This window comes from Ruegeria sp. BF6 (assembly GCF_056538665.1).
Window position 1 is genome coordinate 1020692 of record NZ_JBQFTN010000001.1, and the last position, 22085, is coordinate 1042776.

General features: G+C 58.5%; 22 protein-coding genes. 11 read left to right on the top strand and 11 right to left on the bottom strand.

Going from position 1 to position 22085, the window contains the following annotated elements:
* Positions 1-127 precede the first annotated feature (127 nt).
* The 8 genes from ACR0IM_RS05125 (at position 128) to ACR0IM_RS05160 (ending at position 7691) form a co-directional block, all read left to right on the top strand.
* The gene (locus tag ACR0IM_RS05125) at positions 128-1867 is read left to right on the top strand and encodes an ABC transporter substrate-binding protein (protein WP_480589532.1); all 1740 of its coding nucleotides are present in this window, start codon (positions 128-130) and stop codon (positions 1865-1867) included.
* 83 nt (positions 1868-1950) lie between these two features.
* The gene (locus ACR0IM_RS05130) at positions 1951-3000 is read left to right on the top strand and encodes an ABC transporter ATP-binding protein (RefSeq protein ID WP_480589531.1); all 1050 of its coding nucleotides are present in this window, start codon (positions 1951-1953) and stop codon (positions 2998-3000) included.
* A gap of 1 nt (position 3001) precedes the next feature.
* Positions 3002-4078 carry an ABC transporter ATP-binding protein gene (locus tag ACR0IM_RS05135; protein ID WP_480681036.1) on the top strand — a complete coding sequence of 359 codons (1077 nt, stop codon included), beginning with the start codon at positions 3002-3004 and terminating at the stop codon, positions 4076-4078.
* Entirely contained in the window at positions 4075-4938 is an 864-nt protein-coding gene (locus ACR0IM_RS05140; protein WP_480681037.1) for a carbohydrate ABC transporter permease, read from the top strand. The genes ACR0IM_RS05135 and ACR0IM_RS05140 overlap by 4 nt, the downstream gene beginning before the upstream one ends.
* The gene (locus ACR0IM_RS05145) at positions 4935-5732 is read left to right on the top strand and encodes a carbohydrate ABC transporter permease (RefSeq protein ID WP_170389712.1); all 798 of its coding nucleotides are present in this window, start codon (positions 4935-4937) and stop codon (positions 5730-5732) included. Before ACR0IM_RS05140 ends, ACR0IM_RS05145 begins: the two co-directional genes overlap by 4 nt.
* Before the next feature lie 143 nt (positions 5733-5875).
* On the top strand, positions 5876-6145 hold the full coding sequence (locus ACR0IM_RS05150; RefSeq protein WP_480589862.1) for a DUF2160 domain-containing protein: 270 nt from the start codon (positions 5876-5878) through the stop codon (positions 6143-6145).
* A 66-nt stretch (positions 6146-6211) separates the two neighbouring features.
* Entirely contained in the window at positions 6212-6607 is a 396-nt protein-coding gene (locus ACR0IM_RS05155) for a BlaI/MecI/CopY family transcriptional regulator (protein WP_170324448.1), read from the top strand.
* The gene (locus ACR0IM_RS05160) at positions 6594-7691 is read left to right on the top strand and encodes a M56 family metallopeptidase (RefSeq protein ID WP_480681038.1); all 1098 of its coding nucleotides are present in this window, start codon (positions 6594-6596) and stop codon (positions 7689-7691) included. The genes ACR0IM_RS05155 and ACR0IM_RS05160 overlap by 14 nt, the downstream gene beginning before the upstream one ends.
* Positions 7692-7696: 5 nt before the next feature.
* Here the strand turns inward: ACR0IM_RS05160 and ACR0IM_RS05165 are convergent, their stop codons facing one another.
* Together ACR0IM_RS05165 and ACR0IM_RS05170 are read right to left on the bottom strand one after the other, a co-directional pair.
* Positions 7697-9100 carry an MATE family efflux transporter gene (locus tag ACR0IM_RS05165; protein ID WP_480681039.1) on the bottom strand — a complete coding sequence of 468 codons (1404 nt, stop codon included), beginning with the start codon at positions 9098-9100 and terminating at the stop codon, positions 7697-7699.
* A gap of 97 nt (positions 9101-9197) precedes the next feature.
* On the bottom strand, positions 9198-9776 hold the full coding sequence (locus ACR0IM_RS05170; protein WP_480681040.1) for a TetR/AcrR family transcriptional regulator: 579 nt from the start codon (positions 9774-9776) through the stop codon (positions 9198-9200).
* 137 nt (positions 9777-9913) lie between these two features.
* Between ACR0IM_RS05170 and ACR0IM_RS05175 the strand changes: the two genes are divergently transcribed.
* Complete coding sequence (locus ACR0IM_RS05175; protein WP_480589525.1) at positions 9914-10615, top strand: PspA/IM30 family protein; 702 nt, start codon at positions 9914-9916, stop codon at positions 10613-10615.
* Between the two features lie 48 nt (positions 10616-10663).
* On the top strand, positions 10664-10954 hold the full coding sequence (locus ACR0IM_RS05180) for a YiaA/YiaB family inner membrane protein (RefSeq protein WP_475159424.1): 291 nt from the start codon (positions 10664-10666) through the stop codon (positions 10952-10954).
* Here ACR0IM_RS05180 and ACR0IM_RS05185 read toward each other — a convergent pair.
* The 5 genes from ACR0IM_RS05185 to ACR0IM_RS05205 are packed head-to-tail and all read right to left on the bottom strand — an operon-like array spanning position 10951 to position 16043.
* The gene (locus tag ACR0IM_RS05185; RefSeq protein WP_480681041.1) at positions 10951-11925 is read right to left on the bottom strand and encodes a hypothetical protein; all 975 of its coding nucleotides are present in this window, start codon (positions 11923-11925) and stop codon (positions 10951-10953) included. The genes ACR0IM_RS05180 and ACR0IM_RS05185 overlap by 4 nt on opposite strands.
* Positions 11925-13031 (bottom strand): hypothetical protein, encoded by a 1107-nt coding sequence (locus ACR0IM_RS05190; protein ID WP_480681043.1) that lies wholly within the window; start codon positions 13029-13031, stop codon positions 11925-11927. Before ACR0IM_RS05190 ends, ACR0IM_RS05185 begins: the two co-directional genes overlap by 1 nt.
* The gene (locus ACR0IM_RS05195) at positions 13028-14212 is read right to left on the bottom strand and encodes a hypothetical protein (protein ID WP_480681044.1); all 1185 of its coding nucleotides are present in this window, start codon (positions 14210-14212) and stop codon (positions 13028-13030) included. The genes ACR0IM_RS05190 and ACR0IM_RS05195 overlap by 4 nt, the downstream gene beginning before the upstream one ends.
* The gene (locus ACR0IM_RS05200; protein WP_480640722.1) at positions 14209-15084 is read right to left on the bottom strand and encodes a HesA/MoeB/ThiF family protein; all 876 of its coding nucleotides are present in this window, start codon (positions 15082-15084) and stop codon (positions 14209-14211) included. Before ACR0IM_RS05200 ends, ACR0IM_RS05195 begins: the two co-directional genes overlap by 4 nt.
* On the bottom strand, positions 15081-16043 hold the full coding sequence (locus ACR0IM_RS05205) for a hypothetical protein (protein ID WP_480681045.1): 963 nt from the start codon (positions 16041-16043) through the stop codon (positions 15081-15083). The genes ACR0IM_RS05200 and ACR0IM_RS05205 overlap by 4 nt, the downstream gene beginning before the upstream one ends.
* A gap of 209 nt (positions 16044-16252) precedes the next feature.
* Here ACR0IM_RS05205 and ACR0IM_RS05210 point away from each other — a divergent pair, with 209 nt between their 5' ends.
* Positions 16253-16723 (top strand): putative molybdenum carrier protein, encoded by a 471-nt coding sequence (locus ACR0IM_RS05210; RefSeq protein WP_480640725.1) that lies wholly within the window; start codon positions 16253-16255, stop codon positions 16721-16723.
* A gap of 18 nt (positions 16724-16741) precedes the next feature.
* On the opposite strand, the gene ACR0IM_RS05215 is transcribed toward ACR0IM_RS05210, so the two are convergent.
* From ACR0IM_RS05215 to ACR0IM_RS05230, 4 genes are all read right to left on the bottom strand, one after another.
* Positions 16742-18127 carry a N,N-dimethylformamidase beta subunit family domain-containing protein gene (locus tag ACR0IM_RS05215; RefSeq protein WP_480681047.1) on the bottom strand — a complete coding sequence of 462 codons (1386 nt, stop codon included), beginning with the start codon at positions 18125-18127 and terminating at the stop codon, positions 16742-16744.
* A 366-nt stretch (positions 18128-18493) separates the two neighbouring features.
* The gene (locus ACR0IM_RS05220) at positions 18494-18946 is read right to left on the bottom strand and encodes a hypothetical protein (RefSeq protein WP_480589517.1); all 453 of its coding nucleotides are present in this window, start codon (positions 18944-18946) and stop codon (positions 18494-18496) included.
* Positions 18943-21006: a glycosyltransferase gene (locus ACR0IM_RS05225; RefSeq protein ID WP_480681048.1), complete on the bottom strand. Its 2064-nt coding sequence runs from the start codon at positions 21004-21006 to the stop codon at positions 18943-18945. The genes ACR0IM_RS05220 and ACR0IM_RS05225 overlap by 4 nt, the downstream gene beginning before the upstream one ends.
* A complete protein-coding gene (locus ACR0IM_RS05230) occupies positions 21003-22085 on the bottom strand; it encodes a hypothetical protein (protein WP_480681049.1) in 1083 nt (360 codons plus the stop codon). The genes ACR0IM_RS05225 and ACR0IM_RS05230 overlap by 4 nt, the downstream gene beginning before the upstream one ends.

Sequence of the window (22085 nt, forward strand, 5' to 3'; positions counted from 1 at the left end):
CCTTGTCGTTGCGCCACCCTCAAATTCATCAATTACTAAAAATTTAGTTTGACACATACGCAAGAAATCGCTGATGCTGTTCGCCATCCGGTTCGCGCCGGAAACCATAATTTTTGGGAGGAGACAGATGCGGAGACATCTACTTTCCGCAGTGGCGGCGGCTGCCGTCATTGCGGGGCACGGGTCCGCTTGGGCCGACGAAGCCGCAGCACAACGTTGGATCGACGACGAATTCCAGCCATCGACCCTGTCGAAAGACGAACAGATGAGCGAGATGAAGTGGTTCATCGAAGCTGCACAACCCTATGCTGGCATGGAAATCAACGTCCTGTCGGAAGGCATCCCCACCCACTCGTATGAATCCGAGGTTCTGACCAAGGCGTTCGAGGAAATCACCGGAATCAAGGTCAATCACCAGATTCTTGGTGAAGGTGAGGTTGTCCAGGCAGTTCAGACCCAACTGCAAACGAGCCGGAACCTGTATGACGGTTATGTCAATGACAGTGACCTGATCGGCACCCACTCGCGTCTGCAACAGGCTTATCCGCTGACCGATATGATGGCAGGCGACTGGGCGGCGACAACTTCGCCGACGCTGGATCTGGATGACTTCATGGGTATTCAGTTCACGACCGGTCCGGATGGCAAACTGTATCAGCTGCCCGACCAGCAGTTTGCGAACCTCTACTGGTTCCGCAAGGACTGGTTCGATGACGAGGCAAACAAAGCCGCGTTCAAAGAAAAGTACGGCTATGATTTGGGCGTTCCGGTCAACTGGTCGGCCTATGAGGACATCGCCGAGTTCTTCACCAACGACGTGAAAGAGGTCGACGGCGTAGCGATCTACGGCCACATGGACTACGGCAAGCGCGCACCTGACCTTGGTTGGCGTATGACCGATGCTTGGCTGTCAATGGCCGGTGCCGGTGACGTCGGCGAGCCGAACGGCATTCCGGTTGATGAATGGGGCATCCGCATGGAAGCGGGCACCTGTAACCCTGTTGGTGCATCCGTGTCCCGCGGTGGTGCTGCAAACGGCCCGGCTGCGGTCTACGCGATCCGCAAGTGGGACGAATGGCTGCGGGCTTATGCCCCTCCGGGTGCAGCATCCTATGACTTTTATCAGTCGCTGCCGGCGCTCAGCCAGGGCAACGTGGCCCAGCAGATCTTCTGGTACACCGCCTTTACCGCCGACATGGTGAAGCCGAAGTCCGAAGGCAACAACACCGTGGATGACGAGGGCACGCCGCTGTGGCGGATGGCGCCCAGCCCGCACGGCCCCTACTGGGAAGAAGGCCAGAAGGTTGGTTATCAGGACGTGGGTTCCTGGACTTTCCTGAAGTCGACCCCAGCGGATCGTGCTCAAGCTGCCTGGCTCTATGCCCAGTTCGTGACCTCCAAAACTGTCGATGTGAAGAAGTCCCACGTGGGTCTGACCTTCATCCGCGACAGCTCGGTCAATCACGAGTCGTTCACCGAACGCGCACCCAAGCTGGGTGGTCTGGTCGAGTTTTACCGCTCGCCTGACCGTGTGGCATGGTCGCCGACCGGCATCAACGTGCCGGACTATCCGAAGCTGGCCCAGATCTGGTGGCAGCAGATCGGTGACGTGAACTCTGGCGCGTTTACCCCGCAAGAGGCAATGGACCGTCTGGCCGAAGAGATGGACATCACCATGGCCCGTATGCAGGCCGCGGATGAAAGCGCCGGTGTCTACGGTGGCTGTGGTCCCCGTCTGAACGAACCGCAGGACCCGGAGTTCTGGCTGGAAAAAGCCGGTTCGCCGAAGGCCAAGCTTGAGAACGAAAAGCCGCAGGGGCAGACCGTCAACTATGACGAACTGGTTCAGCGCTGGCAGTCTCAGTGAACCATTGAAACCTGGGGGTGCCGGTTCAGGCATCCCCACCCCGAAGACCAGTGCGCTGCACTGAAGGACCGGAACCCACGGACATGATCGAATTACAAGACGCCACCAAAAGGGTTGGCAATGTTATCCATATCAAGCCCACAACCCTGAAGCTGCAGACCGGCCATTTCAATGTGCTGCTGGGCGCGACCGGCTCGGGCAAGACTTCTCTGATCAAGATGATGGCCGGGCTGGACCCGATCGCCCAAGGCAAGGTCCTGATGGATGGGCAGGACGTGACAAGGCTGAACACGCAGAAGCGGCAGATCAGCCTCGTGCACCAGTTCTTCGTGAACTACCCGCATATGAGTGTTTTCGACAACATCGCCTCACCCCTGCGCGTGGCTGGCATGGCGCAATCCGAGATCGAGGGCCGCGTCGAAGAAGCAGCCGACCTGCTACAATTGCGCCCGATGCTGCACCGTCGCCCGCACGAGCTGTCGGGGGGGCAACAACAGCGTACCGCTTTAGCCCGTGCGATTGCCAAGGAGAGCCGCGCGGTGTTTCTGGATGAGCCGTTGGCAAACCTCGACTACAAACTGCGCGAGGAACTGCGCGAACAGCTACCTGATCTATTTGCCGGACGCGGGGCCGTGGTCGTCTATGCTACCTCAGAACCAGAAGAAGCCCTTCTGTTGGGCGGTTACACAGCGCTGATGGAAGACGGTCGCGTGACCCAATTCGGCCCGACCGCCGACATCTATCGCAACCCCGAGAACATTGCCGCCGCGCGGGTTTTCTCGGATCCACCGATCAACGTGGCCAGCATCACTGTGTCCGGCGCCCAGGCGCAATTGGCGGGTGGCGGCGGCTGGTCGGTCACAGACATGGCCGACGGAGACTACATGGTCGCCGTGCGCCCGCACCGGGTGACACCCTTCCGAACGTCTGACGCGGATGTGGAACTGACGGGCCGCGTGATCGTGACCGAACTGTCGGGCTCAGACTCCAGCGCGCATTTCCAGCATGGCGATGAAGCGTGGGTTTCTCTCGCTGCAGGTGTGCACCCCTATCAGGTCGGTGAGGATCACAGTTTCTACATGAACCCGGCCCATTGTCGGTATTTCGGCCAAGACGGCAAAAGGGTGGCCTGACATGGCACAGATCAAGCTTTCAAACCTCCGCCATAGCTACATGCCGTCGCCGAAAGGCCCCGAGGACTATGCGCTGAAGAAAATCGACGTAACCTGGCGCGACGGCGGCGCTTATGCGCTGCTTGGCCCGTCGGGCTGTGGCAAGTCCACGTTGCTCAATATCATCTCGGGCCTGCTGATGCCCTCCGAAGGGCAAATTTTGTTCGACGGTCAGGACGTAACCGCTCTGCCCCCCGATCAGCGCAACATTGCGCAGGTGTTCCAGTTCCCGGTGATCTACGACACGATGACCGTAGGCGAAAACCTTGCCTTTCCGCTGAAGAACCGAGGAGTCGACCCCGCAACGATCAAGCGCCGCGTTGACGAGATTGCAGAGATGCTGGATGTCGCGGACATGCTGAACACCCGCGCCTCGGGTCTGAGCCCGGACAACAAGCAGAAGATCTCGATGGGACGCGGTCTGGTGCGTGACGACGTGAACGCGGTGATGTTCGATGAACCGCTGACTGTGATCGACCCGCATCTGAAATGGAAGCTGCGCTCAAAGCTGAAAGAACTGCACCAGCGCGTCAAAGCCACCATGATCTATGTGACTCACGACCAGACCGAGGCTTTGACCTTCGCTGATGAGGTCGTGGTGATGCAGGAGGGCGAAGTGGTTCAGATCGGCACCCCAGTCGAACTGTTCGAACGTCCTCAGCACACGTTTGTTGGACACTTTATCGGCTCGCCCGGCATGAACGTCCTGCCCTGCGAGACGAAAGGCGACCGCGCTGTGTTCGAAGGGCACGAGGTGAGGCTGGAAGGGCCGACCCACGGCGACGGAGGCCGTACCGATCTGGGTATCCGCCCGGAATATGTCGGCTTTGGCGACACAGGTATTCCCGCGCATGTGACCAAAGTGTCCGACATTGGTCGTCACTATGTGGTCAGCGCGATGGTCGGCAACACCGCCCTCAAGGCCGTTACGGAACACAGCGTGCCTGAGCCGGGTTCCCAAGTGTTCCTGCAATTCAAACCCGAACAATCCCGCGTCTATCGCGACGGCTGGATCGCTACCGAGGAGCGCGGCACATGAGAACAGAAAACCAAAAGGCATGGTTCTTCGTGCTGCCGGTGCTGGCACTGGTGGCGTTCAACGCGCTGGTGCCGATGATGACGGTGGTCAACTACTCGGTGCAGGAAACCTTCGGCAACAACCAGTTCTTCTGGGAAGGTCTGGGCTGGTTCGAGCAGATCCTGCGGTCTGACCGGTTTCAGGCCGCATTGGGTCGACAATTCCTGTTCACCTTCCTGATTCTGCTGATCGAGGTGCCCCTGGGCATTATCGTCGCCCTATCAATGCCCCGCAAAGGCTTCTGGGTGCCGGTCTGTCTGGTGCTGATGGCCCTGCCGATGCTGATCCCGTGGAACGTGGTTGGGTCAATGTGGAACATCTTCACCCTGCCCAAGATCGGCCTGTTGGGATACTTCCTGAATGACGTTCTGGGCATCAACTATGACATGACGCAACAGCCGATCTCGGCCTGGACCACGGTCATCGTCATGGATGTCTGGCACTGGACCTCGTTGGTGGTTCTGCTGTGCTATGCGGGTCTCGTTTCGATCCCGGACGCCTATTATCAGGCTGCTAAAATCGACGGAGCCAGCCCGTGGTCGGTGTTCCGCTATATCCAACTGCCAAAGATGAAGACCGTCCTGACCATCGCGGTTCTGCTGCGGTTCATGGACAGTTTCAATATCTACACCGAGCCCTTCGTTCTGACCGGCGGCGGCCCCGGCAACTCAACCACGCTGTTGTCGATCGACCTTGTCAAGATTGCGTTGGGACAGTTCGACCTTGGCCCTGCGGCCGCGATGAGCCTGATCTATTTCGCCATCACGCTGCTGGTCTCATGGCTCTTCTACACTCTGATGACAAAGGACGACGCAGAATGAAAAAGCGGTCCCTTATCCCGATCCTCTATATCGCGTTCCTGATGCTGCCGATCTATTGGCTGGTGGCGATGTCCTTCAAGACCACGAACGAGATTCTGTCGGGCTTTTCGCTGTTTCCCCAGACCTTTACGCTGGAAAACTACATTACGATCTTTACTGATCCGACTTGGTACTGGGGTTATATCAACTCGATCACCTATGTGACCATAAACACGGTGCTTTCCGTCTGTGTCGCTCTGCCCGCCGCCTATGCGTTCTCACGCTATCGGTTTCTTGGCGACAAGCAGCTCTTCTTCTGGCTGCTGACCAACCGAATGGCCCCGGCAGCGGTTTTTGCGCTACCGTTCTTCCAACTTTATTCGTCTATCGGCCTGTTTGATACCTATCTGGCCGTGGCGTTGGCGCATACGCTGTTCAACGTGCCGTTAGCGGTCTGGATTCTGGAAGGTTTCATGCGCGGCATCCCAAAAGAACTGGACGAAACGGCCTATGTCGACGGCTACTCTTTCCCACGCTTCTTCGTGACAATCTTCCTGCCCAACATCAAAGCGGGCGTGGGCGTCGCGGCATTCTTCTGCTTTATGTTCTCGTGGGTCGAGATGCTGCTGGCCAAAACCCTGACGGCGGTCGAGGCCAAGCCCATCGCTGCCGTGATGACCCGGACGGCCTCCAGCGCGGGGTATGAACTCGGTCTTCTGGCGGCTGCGGGAACCCTGACAATCATCCCCGGCGCCATCGTCATCTGGTTTGTCCGCAACTACATCGCGCGTGGTTTCGCGATGGGACGTGTGTGAGGTTCGATATGCGTAAACTACTTCTCACCCTTCCCTTCCTACCCACTACGGCCTTTGCCCAAGCACAGGCCGGATGGGGCAATGTCGGCCAGCAAGAGGAAAAGGGGTTCTCGTGGACCGACCCTCTGTGGCCAGATTTCTGGATGGCCTGGACCCCGGCGACTCTGGCTTTGTTTGTAGGCATTTTCTCGGCAATCGCCCTGATTGGCGTTCTCGAAGGCTTCAAATTCCGCGACGGGATTGAGCGGCGCGGTGTGTTGGGGCTGACGACCACGCTGGGTGATCGGCTGTTCATCACCCTGCTAGGTTCGGCCTATATCTTCCTGGCTTGGCTCGGGCTGGTGGGTCAGCCCGTCTGGATACCCCTTTTCCTGTCGATCGGCTGGGGCATCTTCGTCTTCTGGAAAGTTTAAGCTTTGCGAAACAGCGAAAGGATGCTTGTCTGTCAGGCATACTAAGAAATGCGACACGAAAGACCGATGCGAAAGAAAAAAACAACAAACCTGCTGACCGAAGTGGAACTTGAGTTCATGAACGAGCTCTGGGCGCTGGGTCGGGGCTCGGTCCGTGACGTGCTTGATCGCCTGCCGCCAGAGCGAAACCTGGCTTATACGTCCGGCGCAACCATCCTGAGGATTCTCGACGACAAAGGGTTTGTCGAAAGCCACAAGGACGGAAAAACGCTGATCTATACGCCGCTGCTGGAGAAGGACAGATATCAGGCACGGTCGCTGCAGAACCTGTCGCGGACCCTGTTCGACGACACACCTGCCACGCTGGTCGCGCGTCTGGTTGACGATGCAGGCCTCAGCGAAGCCGATCTGGAGGAAATTCGGGCACTGGTAGAGAGGAGACTGCAAAATGACAGCGGTTAAACCGGTTCTCGACGCGTATCTGGAATGGAATATTGTCCTCGGCCTCGCCGCAATTCTCTGGCTGGTTGCGCGGTGGCTTCTGTCCCGGACCTCATTCAGTCACGGGTTTGTGGCGCAGCTGCGGGCGCTCAAGGCGCTTTGCTTGTGCATCGTCATCAGCCCGTTGCTGGCACTGGGGATATCTGCGCTGGCCACACTCACCCAGGCCAAAGGCACCGTGGCCATTGGCGACATCGCCGTGGCGGCCTATCTGCGCGGTGACATCGCCATGCCCGCCACCCAGTTCGAGGCGCTGCTGAACACGCGCCAACGCTGGGTTGAGGTATTGTTCAGCGGGGACTACCCGGTTGTATCCGCGATCCTTGCGCTGATGGCGATTGCATCGCTGGCCTATGCCCTGCGCGTGATCCGCGACGGGCTGGCGATCCGCGAAACGGTCAACACCAGCTTTTTGTGGCGCCGTTCGGCGAAGGTGGATATCCGCCTGTCCGACCGCATCTCCGTGCCCTTCGCGGTCCGAGGCCTGCGCCGGCGTCATGTCGTGTTGCCCAGCCACCTGCTGGACACCCCGCGTGAGCTGCGCTTCGCCCTTGCGCATGAGCTTCAGCATGTGCGCGCCGGAGACGTTGAATGGGAGCTTGGGTTCGAACTCCTGCGGCCTCTATTGTTCTGGAACCCCGCCTATCTGGTGCTGAAATACCAATTCGACCGCCTGCGCGAATTGGCCTGCGATCAGTCGGTCGTGGCCCGCAAGAGCATCGACGCCCATGACTATACCAAATGCCTACTGGATTACTGCGCCCGTACTGTCACGCGCGGCAGCCCGCGTGTACTGAACGTGGCTCTGGTCACCAGTGGCAAGGCGAAACGCGTTCTGCGACAACGGGTAATTGCGCTGGCGGATTCGCCCGCGATGCAATCGTCGATGCCGTTCACGTTCCTTGGTCTTTCGATCCTGTTCGCGCTTGTCCTTGGGTTGGCCGCTGCGTCGGTCCAACAGACTGAGGATTGGAGCCATGATCGTCTGATGCTGTCGACCGTGGTCAACCTCGAACGGCTGGAAGCGCGTAATCAGGGCAACTGACCCGCTTACCAGCCGCGACGCCCGAACAGGGCCTGCAACCGGGTCTGCCCGGCAAACGGATCGGCGGGTTGCGGCGCAGCCAGATTCGCAACAACCCGTCGGACCAGAATCCAGCAGATCACGGCGAAGATGACGCCTCCCAACGCCTGCCCCAGCAGCACGCCGGGAGCGCCGGCGATATGGGCCCCGGCAACCGCAAAGGGCCATGTGCCCAACGTGTGCCGCCCCCAGTTCACCCAGGTCGAATACACCGGGTGGCCCAGATTGTTGAAGCTGGCATTCGCGACAAAGATCACCCCGTTGAAGAATGAGGCCAAGGCCAGCGGTCCGCAGAACAGATAGATCAGCGCCCGTGTCTGCCCCTGTGCCTGAAACAGATCTGCAATTGGCGCGCGCAGCAGGAACAGAGTGGCCGCCATCAGGCAGACATAAACGGCGGTGAATTTCACACCGGCCAGAAAGGTCGCTTTTACGCGGTCATACTGCCCTGCCCCAAAGTTCTGTCCAACGATTGGTCCGATGGCCCCGGACAGCGCGAACACAACCGAAAACGCCACCGGCATCAGCCGTCCGATCACCGCCATGCCGGCCACAGCTTCCGTTCCGAACTGAGCGATTTCGCGAATGACAATGGCGTTGCCGACAGGCGTAGCGATATTGGTCAGGACGGCGGGCACGGCAATCGCGCGAACAGGTCGGACATCTAACGCCAACTGCTGCAGCGATGGTCGACCAAAACCACGATGCATGCGCACTGCCGGTCTGACCGCCGCAATCAACATGCAGATCCGCGCGATAACCGAGGCGATGGCCGCGCCATCCAGGCCCAGCCCAACGGCAAAGATCAGGATCGGGTCCAGCACTGCGTTGGCCACTCCGCCGTAAATCGTGGCTTGCATCGAGCGTCGCGCATCCCCATAGGCGCGCAACACTGCCATGCCCGTCATTGCAATCGCCATCACCCACATGGTCGGCAGGATGATCGAAACATAGCGGGCGGCTAATCGCAGCACTTCGCCCTCTGCGCCCAGCAGGGACAGGCAAAATGTCAGGTTGAACAGGACGGTCACTGAGACGACCAACCCGACCAGAGCACCCAGAACCGCAACGCTGGTGCTGAATTGACGCGCTTGTTCATGCCGACCGGCCCCCAACTCCCGTGCCACCAAGGCACCAGCGGCAATCGACAGGCCGACATTGATTGAATTGGTAAAGAACAAAAGCGTTCCGGCATAGCCGACCGCAGCGGCCAACGCATCGTTACCCAGCATCGAAATGAAAATCATGTCAACGAAATCCACCGCGAAAATCGCCATCAGGCCAATGCTGGTGGTTAACGACATGCGGGTAACATGGCCCATCAGGCTACCCGTCAAAAAGACCGCTCTACCTTCGGATTGTGTTGCCATGTCTAGCTCAGCCCCTGCCCCTCTGGCCAATTTGCCCGCGTTTCCTCCGGTGATGCAACGGCAATCTCGGGGAGAGTTTTCAGCTGAGGTTAACGCATTATTCTAATTGGTCTGCCTGATACCCGCGCAGGAACTGCAGGATAAATCTCGACAACTCTGACCGCACGGCATCAGTGTCCAAAGCCACAAACCGACCTTCAAGCGACAATTTGACGATGCCATGGACCGCCGAGAACACGGTACGCGCACGCAAGGCCAAGGTGGCCTCATCCAGCCCCGGACTTAACCGCGACAACGGAGTCATCACCTCGGCAATCAGTACTGCGTGTTCTTCCAGATGACACTCCGGCACTGGCACGCCCGGTGGCATCCTGTGATCAAACAGGGCGGCCCAAAGGTTCGGGTTCTCGGTCCCGAATTCAAGATAGGCAAGCGCAAGCGCCAACAGATTTTCCTCGGGTACTTCCTGTGAGGCCGACGCGCTTTGTAAGGTCGTATGCAATCGCGCCAGCGTGCGGGAATTCACCGCCAGAACCAAGAGGTCCAGATCCTCGTATGCGTTATACAGGCTACCCAGCGCGCATCCCGCATCTTTGGTGATATCTCGAGCACGCAAAGCCGCCAACCCGTGCGACTTTATCCTGTCTTCGGCTGCGTTCAGAAGTTTTTCTTTCAAAATTTCTCTTTTGTTTTTCGCCACTTAAGTTCCCTCAACGGTAATGGTATGAACATCGTTCAATTTTTAAGTTGAACAACGTTCAGAATCATTGCATAGTCGCTTCATGAACACTGTTCATAAACGAGGAGCCGAAGATGTTCAAACAGTTTGCCACTTTGTTAAGGGGCCGGGCCTATGAGGCGGCAACCGTTGTGACGGACCGCCATGCCCTACCCATTCTGCGGCAGCAAATCCGGGATTGCGCCCATGCTGTTCAGATGTCGCGCAAGGCCGTGGCCGTGACGATGGCCCAGAACGAGCAAGAGAAGAAACAGCACGTGAGGTTGACCCAGCAGATTGCCGACCTTGAGGCCCGAACGCTGGATGCACTGCAACAGAACCGCGAGGATCTGGCCCGTGACGCCGCCGACGCCATCGCACATCTCGAGGCCGAACGCGACGTGTCCACCAAAGCTCAAGTCCGGTTCGATACCGAAATTGCCCGGCTGCGCACCGTCCTGCGCGAAGCTGAAACCCGGCTGCGGCAGTTGCAGCGCGGTCAACGCTTGGCCACAGCAACGGACAAAACGCAGCGCCTGCAGCAGGTGGCCCCTGACAGCGGCCTGTCCACATTGCGCGAGGCCGAAGACACCCTGCAACGCCTGCAGGAGCGGCAAAGCGAAATGGATGCCACCGCCCGCGCCATGACAGAGTTGGAGACCACCGGATCTGCTGAGAACATCCGCGACCGTCTGGCCGAAGCCGGCTGTGGCAAGCCCTTGCGCTCTAACGCGGATGAGGTTCTCGAACGCCTGAAAAAGAAGGCCAAAAAAACCGGCAAGTCGAAGTCGACCTGACAGCAGAATCCGAATTCAACGTACTGATAAACTGAAAGGAATAAACCAATGAACACCGAAGAAACCCTGAACCTGCCCCAATCGAACGCATGGAACATGTTCACCATCGCTTCATTTATTGTCGCAGCTGCGATGATGGCAGGCGGCATCTATTTCCTCGAGGCCAGCTTTGCGGCGAAAGGGTTCTACTCGATGTCCGCGCTGATGCTGGTACACACCACCGTCTCGATCACCAAAACGCTGCGTGACCGCGAAGAATCCCAGCGTCTGCACAATCGGATCGAAGATGCAAAGACCGAGAAACTGCTGAAAGAAGTGGGCGACAATATCGCCGCCTAAACGATCACATCGCTCAGGGAAAGGCGCGCGCGGCTGGGGGTGGCTCTGTTGGCAACCCCCAGCCGCAATGCGTTGAACAACACCCGGTCGCCGGGCACATTGAACCGATCCGAAATAGCCGCGCGCGTGACTGGATCATCCGCCAGCGCCGCTGCAGGCCAGCCCACCAACCCTCGGGCCGTAGCCTGCAACCAGGATCGGTAAAACGCCCGTCCAGCGTTGATCATCGACCCATCTTCGGGCCAGTGAAACAATACGACCGCGCTTGCGGCTCTGCTGCGCGCGGCTTCACCCGAAAGCTGCGGCCCCAGGCCCAGCGTTGACAACAGGTCGTAGACCCCGCTGCCTAGAACCGTCGGCACCAGTCTCGCGGTGACCGCGTCCAAGGCCAGAACGTCCCGGTTTAGGCCGTCGAAATCATATTTCGGGTCATCCTTGCGCAACCGCATCCATTGCAGCAACTCAGCGCGAAAGGGTCTTGGCCGCATGATCCGCGCCGAAGCGTCGTCGATCTGACCAGCCAACCAGTCGATCTGTGCCACCTCCGTTACCAGTGTCATTTCCGCGCTCGCCCATTTGTCGAAGGCGGTGATTGGCGCAGGTGAAAACCCTGCCCGATGTGTCAGGCGCTTGGGCATCTCCGCCGCCAAAGCAATATCTTCCGGGACCGCGGTGCCTCCAGGCACGACCCGAGCAACGGGCCGCAAACCGTTAACCCCTGCCCCTTCAGACAGAATTACTTTGGCCCCTACCCCACGCGCGGCAATAGCCAGAACCGTACCTTCAACTGCTGCACCGCATGAGACCTCCAAGTCACGATCCGTCGGATCACCCACAGGAAGGCGTCGGGACAGGTCGGCGAGGACGTCGATGCCGCCATCACGCAACGCCCAGCGCGCTGGCTGTGTATTATGGGCCGAGGGGGCCAGCATCGCCTGCGCCACAACGGCTTCGAATTCCACCCGGTCCATTACGTCAACTCCTTGGAAAACAGGTGTAGCCGATGCAACGGCACCGCCCCGACCTTTTCGGTTTGCCGCAGACTGGCCGTGTTTTCGTCAGCAATCCAGGTGCCGCCGACCGTTTCATACCCCGCCGCGATCATGTCGCGTGTCATTTCGCTGAGCATCAGGGGATTGACCGAACGGCCCTGAAACTCTGGCATCACGCCCTGGAAAACCACCACAGCGCGGTTCCTGCGGGCCTTGTAACGCAGAAAATGCCACGGGAGGGACAGGCGCATCCGGGAGCCAACCCGGCGTAACAGCGGGTTGAGATCGGGGATCGCTATCACTGCTCCGGCAGGTTTGCCCTGATAGTGCACCACCTTGGATATGCGCGGGTCCATGATCCATTGCATGTCTTTGGCCTGAAAGTGGAACTCTTCGGCCGTGACTGGAACGAACATTGGATTGTCTTTGAAACTGCGGTTCAGGATGGTTCGCGCGTCCTCAAGCCGCTCGGCAATGGTCGCGCGAGTGACGGGGGCAAAGGAAAAACCCTGATCCAGCAAGTGCGCACGCTGAATGTCGTGCAAGACCTGCGGAGCGGGCGTCACATTCAGACGGCGCTCAAAAGTTGTCATGGGAAAATGCGGCTTATACCCGTTCGACTTAAGTAACCCCGGCAGGTGAGGCGGCCCCCAGACTTGGTCTGTGAAAGGTGCCTGATCGAACCCACCGGTCATGACGCCGGCCTGCTGCATTGCTGTCAGGTTGAAATTGCCGGTTACCCGCGTCATGCCTTTTTCGCGGACCCAGTTTTCCGCAGCCTGCAACAGGGCCGTGGCGGCCTCAGCATCGTCGGCGCAATCAAAGAACCCAAAGCACCCCCGGGCCTCATGATGCAAGTCGTTTGAGGTCTGGTGCAGATGTGCCGTGATCCGGCCAACCGGTTCACCCTGCCGTAGAGCGGTGAAATAGGTAAAGTCCGACACCCCGGAGAACAGCGGGTTTGCGGCCGACAGGAACCGCTTCAAATCCGCCTTCATCGGTGACACGTAAAGGGTATCCGGACCATAGGCATGGAACGGGGCGACAAAGAAACTCGGGAAATCCCGCTCCAGAAGTTCGATCATGCCTGCCCCTCGGCCATCAGAACACCTGCCATCCGCTGCACCGCACGCAGGGCGGCGCCGGTGCTGTCCATCGTCGCGATATCCGGGTTGCTAAGCATTACCACCCTCAACGGTTCAGCCGAAAGCAACGCGGCATGAGTGGCATCAAAGCGGGAGAACAGCCAGTTGACCTGTTCGTCATCCGTAGCACCCACCTGTTGAACAGGCATTTCACTGAACCGGAACCGCAGGTCGTCCAGGTTCATACCAGTCAAATCGGCCTCTTCCACCAGCACCGCGTCAGGAGCCCCGGCAGCGCGGCGCAACAAGGTCAGGCCTGCCTGCGGCCCCTGCCCCCTTGCTTCGGCAATCTCGCGCAGGGCAACCAGTTGGCGGTCCTCAATCCGCAGGGCAATCGCGGCCTGCCATATCGCCAACAGGATCAGCGTGGAAACGATCACCGCCATGACCTGTATCCCGGCCCTCAGATCCAGCGAGACAAGCCCGGACAGGGTCAGGGTCAACAGTCCGGTCACCAGAAACCCGATCCCGAAGCTGCGCAGGATATCCGCGGCCCGCAACCCCGGGCGGTACATCCCAATCGACAGCCAGCACAGCACCAGGACGGCCACACCACCCAGCCTGACCGGAGCATCAACCACTGCCTCGCGCATGTAATCCGTTGCTATAAAAGGCAGAATCAACAGGAAGGACAGGCTCATTCTGTTGACGGTTCTGTTCTCGGTCGGAGACAGGCTGCACCTGTCGCGCCGCAGCACGAACGCTGCAATGCCACCCAGCCCGATCAGTTGGAACAACAGCAATCCGGTCAGTCGTAAAACCTCAAGGTTGCTAAACTGCAGCAACCCCAGCAGGCCAAGGACGACCGCCCCCCACGCGCAGATCTGTTTCAGGATGGGCGGCGCGTGACGGCGCAGCAAGCCCTCGGCTAGAACCAAAGCGGCCAAGGGCAACAGTGCCGCGCAACAGCTTGCAACAGCAGAGAAAAGCCAGCCCCAGCCACCCCAGTGCCCGATCCGGGACAGCATCAGCGCCACCAGCACCCACAGGCAGAACCGAAACCGTCTGGCAATTTCGGACCTTTGCACGAGATCGTCCAGATGCAGCAATACAACCACTGCGCCCAGCGCAGCGCAGATCGACACCCATGTGTCCGCCAGAAATGCGGCCGTATCGGTCATGAGGCCAACAACCTTTTCATCTGCCGCCGAACCAACGGCCGCACCAGGGTGGCCAGAAAACCCGGCAAAGGACGCTCGACCTTGCCCGTATAGGGGTTCAGGAACCAGCCGCGATAGTCCGCGCCATGCGGGCGCCCCAGTACGGTCTGTAGCGCCTCGCCTGCCATCAGCGCCCCAGCCATGATTACCATTGGCGCAAAGGACATCCGGCTGCGGGTGCCGGCAATGACTTCACCAGCCAGGGCCAGATCCACATGGTGCCGGGACGACGAATGGGTCAGTACATATTCAGCCTCGGCGGCAGCGGCCGCATCGCGCATCTCCGGCGTAAGCGCGCTCCAGAGGGTGCCTTGCGTGGGGTAGTCCAGACGTTCTTCCGGCATCGGGTCACCTGAACCCGTGACGTAAACCGATGGCAAGGGCGAGGCATAGGCGTCGATCACCACCCGCCTACTGATCCGCGCCGTACGATACAGCAGCAGGCTGGCGCTCAGATCATCTGTACCGTTGATAACAACATCAGCGGTCTGCACCAACCGGTCCACGTATTCCGGCCAATCCGCACCCAGCACTTCGATTTCGGCCTCGGGGTTTATTTGCAAACACTGGTCGCGGGTCGCAATCGCCTTGTCTCGGTCGATCGTTCCCAGTGTTGCGAACATTTGCCGGTTCAGGTTCGACACCTCAAAACTGTCCAGATCAGCAAGGATCAAGCGCCCAACCCCCGCACGGATCAGGGTCATGATCGCACTGCCACCCATCCCCCCGGTGCCGCAGACAAAAACGCAAGCGTTGCGCAGTCCATCCTGCTCGGCCTGAGAGACAAAGCCGATATTGCGCGTGGTGAATTCCTGATATGAAAACGTGCTCAATTACCCTGTTCCCTGGCGCGCAAAATGCCGAAATCCCGGTGTGTGTCGGCCCATTGCCACAACGGCATCGCCAGACGCTGCAATACAGCCGCAAAAACGGCCAGCGCGACAGCGGCGAATGAGCCGCGCGGAACCTCGCGCCCGACATAGGACAGCGCGGTTGGCGTATCCATCTGACCCAATTGCAGAACGTCATCACCCCGATCGTAATCCAGCTGATCCCGACAATAGTCATTCACCACCTGATCCCGGTGCTTGGGGGCGTCGGCGAAGGTCTTCTTCAAATGGTCCGAACCACCCGTATAAGCGTTGGAGATCACGAAACAGTCTTCGTCAAAACCGGCCTCGGGGCCGACACCAAAGACATGGCGGTGGTGACGCATGATTTCCCGGGCCAGCAACAGATGCAGAAGGCTGCGTCGGTTTTGCGCCCCGCCCTCCGGCGCCGGAAAAACACGCGCGAACCCGCTACCAACCAGCCCCACGACCGCTGGCACCTGCGTTACATTCGAAATCCAAAGCGGCCGCATCCCATTGCGAAACAGCATCAACACGCAGGTCAGCCCGTACAACACCCAGCTGAGCCCCTGACTGCGCAGACCGGGATCAACCATGACCAACCCCAGATGCAGCACTTCCTCGGACCGGTGCCCCAGGTCGACCTCCATCAGGGCCAGAGCATTGAAGGCCACCGGCGTTTGATCGTCGCGGCGCGATACGAGCGTGATCACCGACTGCCCCAGCCTGTCGCGATCACTGGCAAAGACCCCATAGCTCAACTCTCCGGCGGGCAGCGTTTTCGACGCCACCCGACGCAAGTCTGCAACCAGCTCATCCAATTCGGACGGAGACATCCACAGACCCGGGCGTTCAACTATGCGAACCCGATACCCGCCCGAGGCGTTCAGACGTACATCCATGTAGCGCTGAGATGCGGCGCTGAAAATGGCGCTTAACAATTCCTGTTCCCGTAAATTTCCGCTCTTAGCCAGATACGAATTCTATTATGACAAAACTAAGGTCTGGGACGTGCTATTTCGCGTCGCTGCCCCGTGCCATTCATGAACTCATGAACCGGATTTAAGCCCCACGGCACAAGTCCTGAATTCCACCAGTTCCTCATGTTGCTTTGACCGGATAAGCTCTTCTCAGGACAAAGGCATGCGTTATGAAAATCGTCTCTGGCGGGCAAACCGGTGTGGATATGGCGGCATTGGAATTCGCGCGGCAAAACGGCCTGGCTTATGGTGGATGGGTTCCCAATGGCCGAACGAATGAAGCGGGCCGGATTCCGGAGTATTTCACCGGCCTGACCGAGACGGAAACCGAAAAAGTTGTAGAAAGAACCCTCGCCAATGTCGTTTCAAGCGATGCCACGCTGATCTTTGTCGATGAGTCGCCAAGCCCGGGAACGCAGCAAACTATCGCGTTCGCTGAAGAGGCCGGGAAACCTCATCTGGTAGTCAATATCAGGGATGGAACGTCAGCCTGCACGCGGCAAGTACGAGAATGGCTGCAATCCACCCAATCGTCGGTTCTGAACATCGCGGGTCCCCGAGCGTCCGAGGCACCGCAGATCGGAGCGCAGGTCCGCGCGATACTGGATCAAAATCTGGATCTGCTCGAGCGTGAACCTTAACCGCATCTACTGGTTCGTCTAAGGCGCAGTCCTGTCCGCACCGCCAAACCTAAGAAGCACGTTGCGTGTGACCTGTTCAACCTGCCAGTCCCGCCGGACTAAACCCATCACCCATTCGCAAGTACCTGCGGTAAAGATCTCGCCCTCTCCTCGGTGCCAATGCACGATCGCGCCGTTGCCGCGGCTGCTGCGATCCAATGTCTCGGGCGTAATCTCTCCGAACAGGGCGCGGGCTTTGAAAATCGCGTCCGCGTCCGCGATATAAGCGGTCTCACCCCAAACCCCATGCGTAGGTTCAATACTGGTCGCCAAACCCATCGCCACAATCTCAAGCGTTGGGTCAGCCCCATCCGATCCGGTGGCAATGGGAAGGCCGTCTTCCATCCGATAATCCACCCCATCGACTTCGTACCCGAATATGCGGGACGCGGCCCCCAGTTGATCGCCATACCCCAACTGAGTACCCGCCAGCGCCCAATGGCCGGGCCGATACACCGAAAAGCCCCCGCTGCCCTGCCCGACACAGCGCCCCAAACCGGCATAAACCCCTTTCAGCCCGTTGACCCCAAAGGTCTGCGCGCCCGGACGGTTTGCCGGGGCGACTTCCCATGCGGTGGTTACCAGATGCTCTTGATCCGAACCGACAAGCGGGTCCTGATCAGCCGTGTACTTGTAACAAACCTGGGTGCGCCCCTCATCCTCGATGCGGGTTTGCCAGAGGAAATTGCCCCCAAACCGTGCCACGCAGCCGCCCCCGGCGGTGTATCGATCAACCGCGTCGCGCATATTTGCTGACCAGTATTCGTCGTGCCCCACGAAGACAGCGCATCTGTGGCGTTTCAAAAGTTCGGGATTAGCCTCCAGATCATGCTGTGTGGCGAAATCGAACTCGAACCCTTGTTCTTCAACCCAAGCCGCAAAGTGACGTTCGTAACTTGCCCATCCGGCCGAGGCGTACTTCTTGGAATACCCATAGGCATAGGCCCACTCCATATAGGGATACCGAACCATGGTGCCCGATTGGTGCGGCATGTCGGGCACCGCGCGTGGTACTCCTCCGGGAAGCTTGCAGAACCCCCGCGTCCACGGGCGCTGTGTTGAAACCACCGGAGAAAACGCATTGCTGTCCAGGCCGGTTATCCCTTCGTAGTGGTTGGACCCGCCCCAGCAATTATAGGCCAGCCAGGTTCCCGTGGCGCAGATCAATACATAGGGTGCAGGCGGCTTGCTGACCGCGCGGCGCAGCATAAAGAGATGGTGTTCCTCGACGCGGTCCCCGTCGCGTTCAGCGGTCAGGGTCACCAGATATCCACCTGCGCGCCAGTCATCGGGGATCGTGAACTCGTAAGCGACGTCCCACCCGCAGCCGACAACCGAACAATCCTCGGGTGTGGTCTGATGCACCCCCCGCGATATCCGTTTCCGAGAACAAGTGCTCGTAACGCACACCATCACGGCCAATCTCAAGGTTCCAGCTTTCCGCCGTGGTAGACACCCGCAACGCCAGCAGGTCACCCGGGGCATAGGTCATGCGATCCGTATACCCCCAGATCTCAAGAACCGAAGCGTTTCGAGCAGGTCCGATATAGTAATTATCCAGAATATGTCGTGCCTTTGCACGCGTTCTTGGTGTTGTTTCAGGTTGGGGTAATTCCGATCGTGTCATGAATCACAGCACTACCACACAGCAGATGATTTCAAGACTTGTGTTTTGATGCCCTTGAAAGAGAAGCTGGCCATGTCGGTATTCAGACAGGGTCCCTACCCGCATCAGGTTCCGTTTTTCTGGCCCGACCAAAAACCGATTTCGTCTCCGTCGATAATGATCGCGAGATCCCAGAACTTTCTGATTTCCGCTTCGGCGGCCAGCGCCGCGGCCGGTTCGTCGGGGACGCGCTCGACACGAAACCCAAACTGTTCGAACCCGCTGTACTCGACACGGCTTAGTATGACCGGAAAGACCTCTCGTTCCAGTGCCGCAGCGGCCAGAAGCCTCGCGACATTATGTGCGGATTCAAGAGGTTTTAGAACCCGAATACCAATATACGTGGGGCCGGCCTTGTCATGCTCCCAAAGGGCAATGGATGGTGTCAGGTCCATCTCGGGGAACACAACTTTCCCGTACGGCTTGGATTTGCGATTGTCCGTGATCAAAGCATCCAGTTGAACCGGCCGCTTTGGCGATGTCCTGCCAAGAATTTCGAACCAAGAGATGTCTGTCATTTTTCGCGCCTAACCTCTGCTAGGATTTCAGCTGCCCTCGACGCCCCCGCCTCAGGTAGTTGAATCCCATTCAACGCAGACCGATAGCGTTCCACCTCATCGTGATCCAGACATTCCGAGACTGTCCTTTCCAGCTTCATGAGGTCTGTTTCGGTGATGATCGCACAAAGGTCGCGATCAGCCAAAGCTCTGGCGCGTCGCTCCTGATTGTCCAAATAGGGGGCCGATTGCGGGATCAGGATCGCGGGGATTTGGTGGTAAAGAATTTCGAGAACGGAATTGTACCCCGCCGCTGAAATAACTAGGTCCGCGGCCAGACACAGGGATGTTGCCTCAAACGTCTGGACCACGCGTGTATTTGTCCAGCCGAACGTGGCAGGCTGAACCTTGCTGCCCGGCCACGTCACGACAAGATGCAGGCAGTCCGTCCGATCCTCCAGCATCCCGGATATCGCTTGCAGCTGAGCCGATCTATCAGACGCCACACCGCCACCCAGCATGCTGACAACTAACTGTTTGAACTCTCGCCCGAACCGCTCTGCCAGCCGCTCCCTAAGCCGGTCACGCTCGTTTTCGGACTGAACCACCTTGCGAAAAATCGGACCGACGTAGTGGACGTGGTCGCCATAGCTGTAGGCATCGTTCAGTTCGTCGAAGGCTTCGGAGGGTACGATGACACGATCGAACACACCCTCTCGTCGGAGCATCTTTTGTCGGGGTCGCCCGTCGGGCCACAGGCCCCGTCTAATCCAAACTGCCGACAGGTTTCGCTCGAGAATTACGCGGTAGACGGAATCGAAGACATGGCCGCCGTCAAAGATCAGGCTGTCGTTGTCCTGCAACGCGGCACCAAGTCGACGATATGTCAGGATATCGTTGCCGTCAGGATTATCCGACATATCGATCCGCGAAACCAACGGAATGCAATCAATGCCTTCGCGGCGGATAAGCGGCACGCAACTGGGAAAGGCCGCAAATACCGACGGCATGTTGTCCGGCAATGCATTCGCGATCACGGCGCACCGCTGAGCGTGCCCCAATCCCACGCCATTTGTCGGAAAGAACAAAGTTCTCTGTGCGGTCCGAACAGGTTCGCGTGTTTTGGGTGTAAGACCTGCAGCGCTTTCCAGACGGGAAATGTCCACAGTATGAAGCCACTGAGATTTTCTGGCCTGTTCCGCGATTTGCGACGTGTTGCCAAGTATTTTACCTGTCAGATACCCATCCAGAGAAAATGGCGTCTTGGGCCCAAGCAACGCGGGCGCGCCGGAGGACACCAGAGCCTCGTCATCCGTGCAATCTATCGCAACGCCCCCAGTAGCCATCAATTCGACTGCAAACGCCGCCATACGAACGCCGGCGATGCCGTGACCGAACATCACAAGAATGTCCGTCGAATTTGCCAGCGTAAGCGATGAAAGATCGGTATACAGGTTGGTCGGCAAATCATGGAACGGCGACGCATTGATCGCCTCGTTCTGCGCCCCGCTTACGACCAGTCGCAGATTGTATCCCCCCCGGTTACTCATTCGGGAAAAGCAGGACAGAGTCTCGGGATTATCCAGTTCCATGGAGCCTAAAACAACCGTCACATTCGGCATCCCACGTGCGGGCCGGGGCGTTGGCCGAACGTCCGCAACCAGAGGGCTGATCGCCGAAGGCATCACCGAACGCGGCTGAAAATCCGTAAGGTCGATCACCGTTGCCTCGCGCCCAAGCGCATAGGCCAGACGCGCTTTTGCCCCGATGTAGCTTTGCTGGCTCAGGAAACGACCCGTAGCAATCACCGGCACGTCGGTATCAAGCTGCTTTTGTCGAAGGGATGCAAGAAGCAGATCATCGATATCCTCGGCACCAAGCACAAAGACGGATTCAGCCTCGTGCTCTGCCGGATCGACAAGAAATCTGGCCGCCTCATAAACTCTGCCGCGTCCTGCGTTTCCCGGCAGATACTCGGCATCGATACAGCAGGTGAAACCGCGCACGGCAAGTTGCTCGGCAAAGATCAACTGCGCATCGAAGGATCGTAAGGAACGCGAACCGGCCTCAACGAAAATCATTTCAGGACCCCGCTATCAGCGGGAATGACATTGGACAGTTGCACCCTGAAGTTGTCGGCGGAGTAGCGCGCCAGCGCTGATTGCGATTTGGATACCTGTTCGTGATACCTATGCGGCTGCGCGATAAGACCGGAAATAATCCCGTCTACGTCCTTTGGGCGACAACTGAGCACTGCGTCGCCAAACGTGACCCCTATCTCCGAATTGGTAAGAACCACTTTGCCAGCGGTCAGAGCTTCGGCAATGACACGCCCAAAGCTTTCCTGCCAAGTCGGTGCGGTGAAGTAGACGAAAAAGTCAATCATTTCAAAAAACTCGTCTACCCGAATGGCGTTGAAAGGAAGCAAGGTCCAATGCGGGCGGAGGACACTGGCATCCAGTAATGCGTCCGCACCCAGGATAACATTGCTCTGCGCATGTTCGGGAAAACACCTGTCGAGATCGGCCAGAGTCGGAAACTTCTCAAACCCGGGGCGTGAATGCCTGCCGCGGCGGTCTTCGGGCACGTCGCACGGGGGCTCAATCTCGGTTTCGCAGATGTTGAACCAGTCCGCACCCAGAACCTCCCATTGTCGGGCCACACGGGACCCGACCAACCAATCGGTTATGGTTTTCCGATTATACGGCGAAATCGGTGCAAGCGTTTTTCTGAGCGCAAGAGCCGCCGCCTCAATCAAGTCCAGGCAGGATGAAACGTCGAACCCTTCTTCTCCGCCCGGACGCAAAAAATTCTCGTGCGTTACCACGATCAGGTCCCGCGCAAAAATTCTTGTACTCAAAGCGTCCTGAAACTTCAGAAATGCCGGATTGTGCAAGATCACAAAATCTGCACTAACCCGAGGAGCATCCCAAATCAGCGGAATGCGCAGCTCGTCAAGTACACGACGCAGCACCGGCGCTATGTACTGGTCGTCTCCGAACGTCCTTGAGGTTACCGCGTGAACCTCCAACTCTCCGAACTCAATGGCCACTCGAAGTTCGGCAGCGACAGCCGCCGACGTACCGCCGGAAAACCGTGGTTCAATGATGTAGGCGATTTTCGGGCGCGAGGGACAGTTGATGGTGTCAAACACGGACAT

Excerpts from the sequence above, each read along its gene's own strand:
- ACR0IM_RS05175 (WP_480589525.1), top strand. The coding sequence starts at position 9,914 with ATGTTCAAACAGTTTGCCACTTTGTTAAGGGGCCGGGCCTATGAGGCG.
- ACR0IM_RS05220 (WP_480589517.1), bottom strand. The coding sequence starts at position 18,946 with ATGACAGACATCTCTTGGTTCGAAATTCTTGGCAGGACATCGCCAAAG.
- ACR0IM_RS05130 (WP_480589531.1), top strand. The coding sequence starts at position 1,951 with ATGATCGAATTACAAGACGCCACCAAAAGGGTTGGCAATGTTATCCAT.
- ACR0IM_RS05165 (WP_480681039.1), bottom strand. The coding sequence starts at position 9,100 with ATGGCAACACAATCCGAAGGTAGAGCGGTCTTTTTGACGGGTAGCCTG.
- ACR0IM_RS05225 (WP_480681048.1), bottom strand. The coding sequence starts at position 21,006 with ATGATTTTCGTTGAGGCCGGTTCGCGTTCCTTACGATCCTTCGATGCG.
- ACR0IM_RS05185 (WP_480681041.1), bottom strand. The coding sequence starts at position 11,925 with ATGGACCGGGTGGAATTCGAAGCCGTTGTGGCGCAGGCGATGCTGGCC.
- ACR0IM_RS05230 (WP_480681049.1), bottom strand. The coding sequence starts at position 22,085 with ATGTCCGTGTTTGACACCATCAACTGTCCCTCGCGCCCGAAAATCGCC.
- ACR0IM_RS05155 (WP_170324448.1), top strand. The coding sequence starts at position 6,212 with ATGCGAAAGAAAAAAACAACAAACCTGCTGACCGAAGTGGAACTTGAG.
- ACR0IM_RS05210 (WP_480640725.1), top strand. The coding sequence starts at position 16,253 with ATGAAAATCGTCTCTGGCGGGCAAACCGGTGTGGATATGGCGGCATTG.
- ACR0IM_RS05145 (WP_170389712.1), top strand. The coding sequence starts at position 4,935 with ATGAAAAAGCGGTCCCTTATCCCGATCCTCTATATCGCGTTCCTGATG.
- ACR0IM_RS05190 (WP_480681043.1), bottom strand. The coding sequence starts at position 13,031 with ATGATCGAACTTCTGGAGCGGGATTTCCCGAGTTTCTTTGTCGCCCCG.
- ACR0IM_RS05195 (WP_480681044.1), bottom strand. The coding sequence starts at position 14,212 with ATGACCGATACGGCCGCATTTCTGGCGGACACATGGGTGTCGATCTGC.
- ACR0IM_RS05140 (WP_480681037.1), top strand. The coding sequence starts at position 4,075 with ATGAGAACAGAAAACCAAAAGGCATGGTTCTTCGTGCTGCCGGTGCTG.
- ACR0IM_RS05160 (WP_480681038.1), top strand. The coding sequence starts at position 6,594 with ATGACAGCGGTTAAACCGGTTCTCGACGCGTATCTGGAATGGAATATT.
- ACR0IM_RS05150 (WP_480589862.1), top strand. The coding sequence starts at position 5,876 with ATGGCCTGGACCCCGGCGACTCTGGCTTTGTTTGTAGGCATTTTCTCG.
- ACR0IM_RS05180 (WP_475159424.1), top strand. The coding sequence starts at position 10,664 with ATGAACACCGAAGAAACCCTGAACCTGCCCCAATCGAACGCATGGAAC.
- ACR0IM_RS05135 (WP_480681036.1), top strand. The coding sequence starts at position 3,002 with ATGGCACAGATCAAGCTTTCAAACCTCCGCCATAGCTACATGCCGTCG.
- ACR0IM_RS05125 (WP_480589532.1), top strand. The coding sequence starts at position 128 with ATGCGGAGACATCTACTTTCCGCAGTGGCGGCGGCTGCCGTCATTGCG.